The following is a 10,068-nucleotide window of genomic DNA, read 5'->3' as shown; positions in this document are numbered from 1 at the left end:
CCCAGGTCCACGAAAGAGCCGTTCATGGTTTTCAGGCGAGGGTGGACCAGAACTGGAGTTCGTAGGCCTGGAGGAGGCGGCCGTAGCGCCAGGCGTGCTTTGGTTGCCAGCCGGAGTCGAGTGCGGCCTGGACGGCGGCGATCGCTTGCTCTTCGAGTTGCGGGGCTGGCTGGGAGAAGAAGTCGACGAAGGCGCACGCCTCGTCGTCGAAGCCGTAGTGCTCGCGCAGGCCCTTCGCCATGCGGGCGCAGTAGCCGCCCCACGCGGTGAAGTTGGCCAGGATCGCGAGGATGACGTCGGTCGTCTCGCCGTTCATCGCCATCCACGCCTGGTACGCGGGGTAGCTCTGGCAGCCGGGGAACGGCTCGTAGCTGTGGAAGTCCTTGGAGGACATGCCGGCAGCCTTGGCAAGAGGCTCCAGCATCGGCAGCACGAGCTCCTCGCCGCCCGCGAGCAGCGTGAAGAACGCCCGCGCGTTCGGCTCCTCGGCCTTGGCCGCGAGCGCGAGGAACGTTCGCCAGTCCGACGACACGATGTGGTTCTCCTCGGCCGCGAACGTCGCGATCACGGCCCGCGGCGCTTCGCCCGTTTCGATCAGTTTGACCACGAGGTTGTCGTGCTCACCGGGGTGCAGCTCTTTCCGGATGCGCGTGACCAGCTCTTTTGCGTCCATGGACCATGATTCTTCCGCACTTGAGAAATCGTTCGCCAGGGCGGCGGGTGTTCAGCCACGATGTTTCCTCGTGGCTGAACACACCTACCGGGTACTCGTCCGCGGACGCTTCACCGACCTCACCGACGACCAGCGCGCCTCGTTGCGGGAGCGCCTCGCGGGCTTCGACTTCCTGCGGGACGCCGGGTTCAGCGAGGAGGGCGCGCTGACGTTCGACGAGAAGCTCGACTTCTTCAGCTACCGCGTGATCCTGACCGCTGCCGAGAAGCCGGACGAGGCGGGACTCCGGCGCGCGACCACGGCGCTCGACGCGCTCGGCGTCGACTTCCGCGGCCTGCGCGCCAAAGTCACCGACATGGACGAGATGAAGATCAACCGGCCGAAACGGCTGGGCTGAGCGGGGTTTCGAGCACGGCCGCGGCGTCCAGGGCCAGGTCCTCCCGGTACATCCGGGAGATCACCTGGACGCCGGTCGGCAGCCCGTCGCGCAGCCCTGTCGGCACCGCGACCGCCGGGACCCCGACGAAGCTCGTGACCTCGCACATCTTCGTCGCCTCGAAGTACGCGGCAAGCGCTTCCGGACTGTGGCGGTCGTCCTCCCGCTCGAACGACGGCGTCGTGCTGACCGGCGCGACCAGCACCGGGTAGCGGTCGAGCAGCTGTGCCCACTCGCGCTGAACGGCCAGCCGGGTGCCGGTGAGCGCCAGGAACTCGCCGATGTCGAGGCCGGGCCGGATCGCCAGCAGATTGCGGGCGTAGACGGCCAGGTCCTCGCCGGCGAACGCGACGTACTGGTCGAACTGGAGCGCGATCGGCGTGGCGATCATCCGCATCGCCAGTTCCGACGCCTCCTCGACCCGCGGTGGCGTGACCGCCTCGACCTCGTAGCCCGCGTCCGCCAGCCGTTTCACCGCCTCCTCGACGACCGGGTCACCAGGCACGAACCCGGCGATCTTGGCGACCGGTGAGCCGGTGGCCGGCACCGGCACGGTGCGCGGGTCGGACGGATCCGCGCCGCACAGCAGGCCGTGCACCAGCCGCAGGTCGGCGACGGTGCGGGCGAGCGGGCCCTCGACGGTCATGACCTGGGTGGGGAACGACGGATCGGGCTGACCGAAGGCCGCGCCCTGCGGATAGCGGCCGTAGCTCGGCTTCAGCGCGCAGACGCCGTTCAGGAACGCCGGCAGCCGCAGCGAGCCACCGCTGTCGTTGCCGATCCCGAACCGCACCATGCCCGTCGCCACCGCGACCGCGTCACCGCCGGAGCTACCGCCCGGTGACTTCGTGGCGTTCCACGGGTTGATGGTGTGTCCGGCCAGTTCGCTGTACGTGTGCAAGCCGCGCGCGTTGAGCGTCGGCATGTTCGCGTGCCCGATCGGTGTCGCTCCGGCCGCCCGCAACCGTGCCACGATCGGCGCGTCGGACGACTTGACGTTGCCGGTCAACGACTTCAGGCCGTGCGTGGTGGCCGCGCCGGCGACGTCGATGTTGGCCTTGACCGAGAACACGGATCCGGCGAGCGGGCCGGTCGGCTGCTCGTCCGGCACGTCGAACACGGAGGTCAACGCGTTGTAGACCGGGTTCAAGGTTTCGATGAGCTGCAACTGCTCTGTGAACATCCCCATGCTCCAGTCTATGCGAACTGGAGCATGGGGATGCATAGTCGGAAACCACTCAGTGGAACATTATTTTTTGGGGAAACGTCACGGGTAATTGGCCAGGTAGGCCTCGGTAGAACCGGCCGTCACCCTGTTGCCCGAGTTGTTGATGATGTGCTCGATGGTTCCCTTACCACCCAACGAGATCGTCACCATGCTGTGGAACCTGACGCCCGGCGTGTTCGGCACCTCGAACGCCCGGTCCGCCACCACGCTCGGGTTGGCGTTGGCGAAGATGTAGCTGCCCAGGCCCCACGCTTCGTGCGAGGTGACGTTGTTGGCCACCTTGTACGCCGCGTAGCCGCGCGTGGACCCGTTCATCCACGCCGCCTGGTTCGGTGCCTCGTACGGCATCTCGTTCTGGTAGAAGTACGTCCGGCCGCCCTGGCCGTTCCAGATGGTCTGGTACTTCTGGTAGTGCTCGACGAAGAGGCCGTACATCGTCACGTTGTTGCCGTTGACGATCAACCCGGTGTCGGCCCGGTTCACGTCCCAGCCGACGCCGTCGCGGTGGTCACCACGCCACAACCACAGGTGGTCGCCGATCACGTTGTGACTGTTGACCACCATCGAGGTAGTGGCCCGCCCGACCGCCGAACCGCCGATGCGCACGAACAGGTCGTGCACCGAGGTCGGGTTGGCGGAGTGGTTGGCGTTGCTGCCCGGCGCGCCGAACTGCATCAGCAGCGGCGAGTTCGTCGGCGCCGCGTCGATCAACAGGCCGGCGACCTTCACACCGTCCACATCGGCCACGTCGAGCGCCAGGTTCCCGTTGGTGGGCATGACGGTCGCGAGGCCGAGACCCATGACCACGGTGTCCGGACGCGTGACGCGGATCGGCTCGCTGACCTGGTGGATGCCCGGCGTGAGCAGCAGGTGCTTGCCCGCCGCGAGCTGCTGGTTCATCGTGGCCGCGCTGGTGCCCGGCTTGGCGATGAAGAAGTCCGACAGCGGGATGTTCTGGCCCTGCTGGTTGCCGCTCGCCCACGTGGTGCCGCTGGTGTTGGTGCGCAGCGCCGGCACGAACACGCTGTACCTGCCGCTGCCGTCGATGTTCAGGAACGGCTTCTCGCGCACGACAGGGGTCTGCGCGACGGTCGTGTACGGCGGTTCGGGGAACGTGTTGGCCGGGGCGTTGCGCGCGCCGACGAAGACCATGTTCCAGTTCTCACCGGTCCACGAGCCCCACTCGGTGTTGCGCGACAGCCACTGCTGCTGGCTGCCCGAGCGAACCTGGCCCGTCACCACGGAGTCCGCCAGGAAACCGCCGCTGGACCAGCCGTTGTCGTCGAGTTGCATGTTGCCGTACACGTGCGTGCGGCGCATCGCGGAGGCCTGCGAGACCGCCCACGTGTTGGTGCCGCCGGGAGGCCTGATCGCCAGGTTCTCCGCGCCACGCCAGAAGTTGTGCGTCGCGTTGCCCTGGAACCAGTCGGCCTCGACGTGCACCTGGCCGTTGATGTTGACCTGGTCCGGGTTCAGCCCCAGTCCGAGCACCTGGGTGAAGAAGCCGATGTTGACGTCGACGTTGTAGTTGCCCGGCTTGAAGAAGATCGCGAACCGGCGGGCGTCGTACTGGCCCTGTTCCTGCTGCCGGAAGACGTCGTTGAGGCGCGCCTGGATCGTGCTGGCGGACATCGACGGGTCGAAGATCAGCACGTTCGGGCCGAAGTCGGGCTGCCCGGGGTCGGGCGGGGTGGTGCCGGTGCTGAGCCTGAAGCTCTGCGCGTTGGTGCCGTTGCAGGTGTACTGCACCAACTGGACGTCACCGGTCGAGGCGCCGGGCACGTCGAGACACTTGTTGCTGTGGCGGCTGACGAACCGGTACGTGTCGGTACCGACCAGTTCGGGGCGCCACTGCTGGTTGTTGGCGTTGAAGTTCTGCCACATGTGGATCGCGGCGTTGTCCTCGGCGGACACGTTCGAGACGTCCCACACCGAGCCTTCGCCGACCGTGAAGTAACCGTCGGAGGTGGGGGTGAACTTCCAGGTTTGACCGGAGCAGTTCTGTTGGCGGAGTTGTGCGCCGTTCGCCGATCCGAGCGACTCCACGCACTTTCCGCTGCCGACGTTCGTCACCTGATAAGCGGTTCCGGGCACTACGTCGGCCTGGGCCGCGACCGTCCACACAGGAACGATCGCCGCTGCTGCCAACGCTGCCACCAGCAGGGGGGTTCTCACGGGTCACAGGGTGGAGGTGGTTTGTTGCAACCGTCAACGAACCTAACTGTTTCCGGTCGAGTTCCGGTATTGACAAATGAATTTGTCAAATGAGACTGTGCTAGACGTGGAGCTCTCCCCGTTGCGCAGATCGCTGCTGGAGCTGCTGAAGTCGCCCGCGTCGGCGACCCAGCTCGCGGCGGCTCTCGACCTGCCGCGGCAACGGGTCAACTACCACGTGCGGGCGCTGGAGCAGGCCGGCCTCGTCGAGCTGGTCGAGGAGCGGCAACGGCGCGGCTGCGTCGAACGCGTGCTGCGCGCCCGCCCCGGCCGCGAGATCGCCGCGGACGTCCAGGACCAGTTCGCCGCAACGCATCTGGTGTCGGTCGCTGAGGACACGGCTCGCTCGGTCGAGCGCATGTCGGGTGCGGCGGCAGACACGGGAAAGCGCTTGCTCACGTTCACCGTGGAGACGACGGTCCGCTTCGGCGCGCCCGGCGACGTCCACGAGTTCACCAGCGACCTCGCCGAAGCGGTGCGGCAGATCGCCTTGAAGTACGACACCGAGTCAGGCCGCCCGTACCGGGTGGTCGCGTTGGGCCACCCAGGAGTGTCCGATGAGCGATGAGGGCGTCAAGATCGAGATCACGGTGGCCGCGCCGGTCGACGAGGTGTGGCAGTCCTTCCGCGACAAGCAGAAGATCCTGCACTGGCACGGCTGGGAGTACGAGGGCCTGGAGCAGGAGATCGACGGCACCTTCTTCTCCGACGCCGAGGAGACCGGGGAACGGTCGCTCACTCTGCACGGCCACGACACGTTCTCGTTGAGCCCGGTTCCGGAAGGCACGCGAGTCGTGCTGACGCGCGCGCCCAAGGGCACGTTGCCGGAGTGGGACGAGTACTACGACGACATCACCGAAGGCTGGATCACGTTCCTGCACCAGCTGAAGTTCGCGCACGAGTACCACCCCGGAGCTGCTCGCCGCACGTTGTTCTGGCCGTCCGAGGTTTCGCTCGGGGTCACCGGCAAGCCGTTCTTCGAGTCCGCGAACCAGAGCGGGTACGTGATCGAGGAGTGGGGGCCGGGCCTGCTGGTCACCTGCCCGAAGATGACCGTGGTGACGACCTACGGGTTCTCCGACTCCGAGCTGGAGGCGGTGCGCCAGCGGGGTGAGGCCTCAGCCGGAGGCCGCTGACCCGAAGTACCGGGTCAGGAAGTCGTTGCGGAACACGCCTTTCGGGTCGTGCTCGTTGAGCAGCGCCTTGAACGCGTCCCACTGCGGGTAGCGCGCCGCCAGCAGCATCGGCGGCACGGTGAAGAGCTTGCCCCAGTGCGGGCGGGGCGCGATCGCTTCCTCCAGGCGGGGGAGCAGGGCGAGCACGGCGGGCGTGTTCGGCACCCAGGTGAAGTGGATGGCGAGGCTGTCGCGGTCGGCCGCCGGGCTGAGCCACTGGGGTTCGGCGTTGATCGTGCGGATCTCGCAGGCCTGGACCAAAGGCGAGATGACGGTCGACATCTCGGCCAGTGCGCGCAGGGCCGTGACCGCGCGGGTGCGGGGGACGAAGTACTCGGTCTGCAGCTCCTGGCCGACGGACGGGGTGAACTCGGCCTTGAAGTGGGGGAGTCGTTCGTGCCACGGGCCGGGGACGCCGCCCTGGACCGTGCAGTGCGAAGGGGGCTGGCCGGGGACCGGGTGGCGCGGGCCGTCGGCGGGGTGGCCGGGGAAGGTGAACGGCGGGTCGCCCACGCGGTGCTTCGCCCAGATGGTCGCGCCGCCCTGCCAGTCGACGAACGCGCTGACGCTGTAGGCGCCGTCGAAGATCTGTTCCAGGTTGGTGAGCAGGGCGGTCCAGGCGACGTCCTCGTAGACGGCCTGGGCGACTTCGAACGACTGGACGACGTCGAGCGTCACGGCCGTGACCACGCCCAGGCCGCCCAGGGAGACCGGGGCGCCCGCCGAGGTCAGTTCGACGACCGAGCCGTCGCCGCGCATGACCTCGATCGAGCGCACCGCGCCCGCGAGTGAGCGGGCGCCGGAGCCGTGGGTCGCTGTGGCGATCGCGCCGGCGATGGTGATGTGCGGGAGGGACGGCAGTGTGTGCAGGGCGAGGCCCGCGGACTCCAGGAGCACGGACAAGTCGGCCAGGGTCAGGCCGGCGTTCACGTGGACGGTGTGGCCGGAGACCTCGAAGACCTGGGGCATGGCCGACAGCGACACCAGGGTGCCGGTCGTGTCGGCGATCGGGCTGAACGAGTGGCCGGAGCCCGCCACGTGCACCGCGGTCGAGCCGCGGACCAGGGCCCGCAGGTCCTCGGCCGTCACCGGCGTCGCGACGTCGGCCGCGGTGAACGTGACGTTGCCCGCCCAGTTGGTCCTCATACGGACACGGTAAGCGCCGAGGCGAGCAATCGTTGCGTGTAAGGGTCCTGCGGCGCGGCGAACACCGAGGCACCTTCCTCGACGATCCGGCCCTCGTGCAGCACCGCGACCCGGTCGGCGAGGTGTTGGACCACGGCCAGGTCGTGGCTGATGAACAGGCACGCGAACCGCAGGTCGCGCTGCAGCGAGCGGAACAGGTCCAGCACGCGGGCCTGCACCGTCACGTCCAGGGCGGACGTCGGCTCGTCGGCGATCAGCAGGTCCGGGTCCAGCGCGATGGCCCTGGCGATGCCCACCCGCTGGCGCTGACCGCCGGACAGCTCGTGCGGGTAGCGGTCGCGCAACGACGACGCCAGTTGCACCGCGTCCAGCAACGAGTCGACCTTCGCGGCCAGGTCCTTGCCGCGCAACGAGGTGTGCAGCACCAGCGGCTGGGCGACCGACTTCGCGATCGTGGCACGGGGGTTCAGCGACGACTGCGGATCCTGGAAGACCAGCCCGATCCGGCCGCGGTCGGCCCTGCGCAGTGCCGAGGCCTCCTGGCCCGCCACGGTGAGCCGCCCGGTGTAGCGGACCAGCCCGGTGATCGCGCCGGCGATCGACGACTTGCCAGAGCCGGACTCGCCGACCAGCCCGAGCACCTCGCCGCGCCCGATCTCCAGCGACACGTCCGAGACGGCGCGGAACCCGCCATAGGACACCGAGACGTCCGACAGCCGCAGCACCGGTTCCGGGGCGGGGCGCGCGGGCAGCACCCTGGAGTCCAGCGACACCACCGAGTCGAGCAGCGTCCGCGTGTACTCCTCGCGCGGCGCCTGGAAGACGTCCCGCACCGCACCGGTCTCCACCACCCGGCCCGCGTTCATCACGACGACGCGGTCCGCGAGCTCGGCGACCACGCCCATGTCGTGCGTGATCAGCAGGATGGCGACGCCGAGCCGGTCGCGCAGGTCCCGCAGCAGCCCGAGGATCTCGGCCTGCACGGTCACGTCCAGCGCCGTGGTCGGCTCGTCCGCGATCAGCAGCGACGGCTCGTTCGCCACCGCGATGGCGATCACCACCCGTTGCAGCTGACCGCCGGACATCTCGTGCGGGAAGGCCTTGAACCGCTCCTCCGGCAGCCCGACGAGCCGCAGCAGCTCCAAAGCCCGTGCCCGCGCCTCGGCACGGGTGCAGGAACGGTGCACCCGCACGGCTTCCACGATCTGGCTGCCGATCGTGAAGACCGGGTTGAGGGCGCTCATGGGTTCCTGGAACACCATGCCGGCCTCGTTGCCGCGCACCTCGCGCAGCTCGGCCGGGGACAACGAGTACAGGTCCCGCCCGGCCAGCACCGCCTTCCCCGACACGGAAGCCGAGGAGGGCAGCAGTCCCAGCAACGACATCGCGGTCACGGTCTTGCCGGAACCCGACTCGCCGACGACGGCGAGGACCTCCCCGGTGGCCAGCGAGAAGGAGACCTCGCTGACCACCGCGGAGGAACCGAACTCCACCGAGACGTTCTCGACGGACAGCAGGTCACTCACTTGGTGAGGCCCAGCTGCAGGTAGTTCGGGTAGGCGGGGAAGTCGGCGATGAAGAAGTTGCCGACCTTCGAGCCGTGCAGGAACGAGTTGCGGGTGTAGATCAGCGGCACCACGGGGGAGTCCTGCAGGATCCGCTTGTCGATCGCGGCCCACTTCTTGCCGGCCTCGACCGGGTCCACAGTGGACTGGGCCTCGCCGATCAGCTTGTCCACCTCGGGGTTCGAGTACCGCGAGAGGTTGTAGCCGCCCTTGCCGATCTCCGACGACGCGAAGAGCGGCTGGATGTTCGAGTTCGCGCTGGGGAAGTCCGGCTGCCACGACGCCAGGGTCAGGTCGTAGGAGGGGTTGTCCGCGAGGTTGGTCTCGGTCTCGTACGCGTCCTCCTCGAGCGACCGGATGGTGACCTTGATGTTCGCCCGTGCCAGCGCCGCCTGGATCGCCTCGGCCTTGTCGGTGAGGTTGTTGGACTTGTTCAGCACCAGGGTGAGGTTGTCCAGGCCGTTCGGGAAACCGGCCTCGGCGAGCAGCTGCTTCGCCTTCTCCGGGTCGCCCTCGGGCTTGGTGGGGTAGAGGTCGAACTGCTCCCGGCCCTCGATGCCCTGCGTGATCAACGTCGAGGCGGTGTCGCCGGCGAGCGCCGCCGAACCGGCGGACGCGATCTGGTACGCCGCCTTGTTCACCGCGTACTGGAACGCCTGGCGCGCCTTGACGTTGTTCAGCGGCGCCTTCTGCGTGTTGAGCCCGAGGTACGCGACCGCGCCGGACTTCGACGTCACGAGCCGGGACTTGGCCGCGGCGTTGCCCTGCAGCTGCGCGAGCTGGGCGGGGGAGACGAACGACGCGCCGAACGCGAACTTGTCGTCACCGGAGTCGGCGGCGAGACGCTGGGAGACGACCGAGGCCTCCTGGCCCAGCTGGACCACGACCTCGTCCGGCAGACCCGCGCGCACCTGGTCCTTGGCGGGCTCCCAGTGCGTGTTGCGGGAGAGCTTGACCTCGACGCCCTTCTGGTAGCTCGCGATCTGGTACGGGCCGGACGCGATGGCGTGCTCGGCGTAGTCCGCCTCGGCGCCCTTGCCCTTCGGCACCGGCGCGAACGCGGGCGTCGACGCGATCCACGGCCAGTCGCCGTACGGGCGCGTCAGGGTGAAGACGATGGTCTTGTCGTCGGGGGTCTTGACGGAGTCGAGCTCCTTGCCCTCGAACGGTCCCTTGTAGTCACTGCCGCCGAGCAGGTCCTTGTGGTAGCCGAGACCGCCACCGAACGCAGGCGCGAACGAGCGCTCGACGCCCCACTTCACGTCGGCGGACGTGATCGGCGTGCCGTCGCTGAACTTCAGCCCGTCCTGCAGCGTGAACGTCCAGGTCTTGCCACCGTCGCTGGTCTTGCCGGTGTCGGCGAGGTCGGGCACGACCTTCGCCGGCTGGCCGACCGCGTTCTGCCAGCCGGTCAGCCTGCGGTGCACCAGGGCGAGCTGGGTGATCGCGAGGTTCTGCGACTTGGCCGGGTCGAAGTTGATCGTGCGCGACTCCGAGAGGATGCGCAGCGTGCCGCCCTTCTCCGGCTTGGCGGCGTCACCGGAGGCCTTCTGGTCGTTCGCCCCGCACGCCGAGACCCCCAGGGCCCCGAGCAGCACGACGGCGAGAAGCTTCTTGCGGTACAACGGACT

The 10,068-nt window shown here is 68.5% G+C and carries 9 protein-coding genes; 3 read left to right on the top strand and 6 right to left on the bottom strand.

Annotated features, from left to right (window positions below):
- Positions 1-31 precede the first annotated feature (31 nt).
- Entirely contained in the window at positions 32-673 is a 642-nt protein-coding gene (locus tag ABZX92_RS33280) for a transcriptional regulator (protein ID WP_355568231.1), read from the bottom strand.
- 70 nt (positions 674-743) lie between these two features.
- Between ABZX92_RS33280 and ABZX92_RS33275 the strand changes: the two genes are divergently transcribed.
- Entirely contained in the window at positions 744-1,070 is a 327-nt protein-coding gene (locus ABZX92_RS33275; protein WP_355568229.1) for a DUF6204 family protein, read from the top strand.
- Here the strand turns inward: ABZX92_RS33275 and ABZX92_RS33270 are convergent.
- On the bottom strand, positions 1,045-2,298 hold the full coding sequence (locus ABZX92_RS33270; protein WP_355568226.1) for an amidase family protein: 1,254 nt from the start codon (positions 2,296-2,298) through the stop codon (positions 1,045-1,047). The two genes, ABZX92_RS33275 and ABZX92_RS33270, sit on opposite strands and share 26 nt — an antisense overlap.
- Positions 2,299-2,376: 78 nt before the next feature.
- Entirely contained in the window at positions 2,377-4,512 is a 2,136-nt protein-coding gene (locus ABZX92_RS33265) for an RICIN domain-containing protein (protein ID WP_355568223.1), read from the bottom strand.
- 106 nt (positions 4,513-4,618) lie between these two features.
- Here ABZX92_RS33265 and ABZX92_RS33260 point away from each other — a divergent pair, with 106 nt between their 5' ends.
- A complete protein-coding gene (locus tag ABZX92_RS33260; protein ID WP_355568221.1) occupies positions 4,619-5,119 on the top strand; it encodes a helix-turn-helix domain-containing protein in 501 nt (166 codons plus the stop codon).
- Positions 5,109-5,687, top strand: coding sequence for a hypothetical protein (locus tag ABZX92_RS33255; RefSeq protein ID WP_355568218.1), 579 nt, complete (start codon positions 5,109-5,111; stop codon positions 5,685-5,687). Before ABZX92_RS33260 ends, ABZX92_RS33255 begins: the two co-directional genes overlap by 11 nt.
- On the opposite strand, the gene ABZX92_RS33250 is transcribed toward ABZX92_RS33255, so the two are convergent.
- Genes ABZX92_RS33250 through ABZX92_RS33240 form a run of 3 tightly spaced genes read right to left on the bottom strand, consistent with a single transcriptional unit; the run spans position 5,670 to position 10,062 of the window.
- Positions 5,670-6,872: an FAD-binding protein gene (locus tag ABZX92_RS33250; protein ID WP_355568216.1), complete on the bottom strand. Its 1,203-nt coding sequence runs from the start codon at positions 6,870-6,872 to the stop codon at positions 5,670-5,672. The two genes, ABZX92_RS33255 and ABZX92_RS33250, sit on opposite strands and share 18 nt — an antisense overlap.
- Positions 6,869-8,398, bottom strand: coding sequence for an ABC transporter ATP-binding protein (locus ABZX92_RS33245; protein WP_355568213.1), 1,530 nt, complete (start codon positions 8,396-8,398; stop codon positions 6,869-6,871). Before ABZX92_RS33245 ends, ABZX92_RS33250 begins: the two co-directional genes overlap by 4 nt.
- Positions 8,395-10,062, bottom strand: coding sequence for an ABC transporter substrate-binding protein (locus ABZX92_RS33240; protein ID WP_355568210.1), 1,668 nt, complete (start codon positions 10,060-10,062; stop codon positions 8,395-8,397). The genes ABZX92_RS33245 and ABZX92_RS33240 overlap by 4 nt, the downstream gene beginning before the upstream one ends.
- Positions 10,063-10,068 lie beyond the last annotated feature (6 nt).

Source organism: Lentzea sp. NPDC006480, from assembly GCF_040611995.1.
Taxonomy (GTDB): Bacteria; Actinomycetota; Actinomycetes; order Mycobacteriales; family Pseudonocardiaceae; genus Lentzea.
This window is presented reverse-complemented; position numbering and strand designations above follow the sequence as displayed.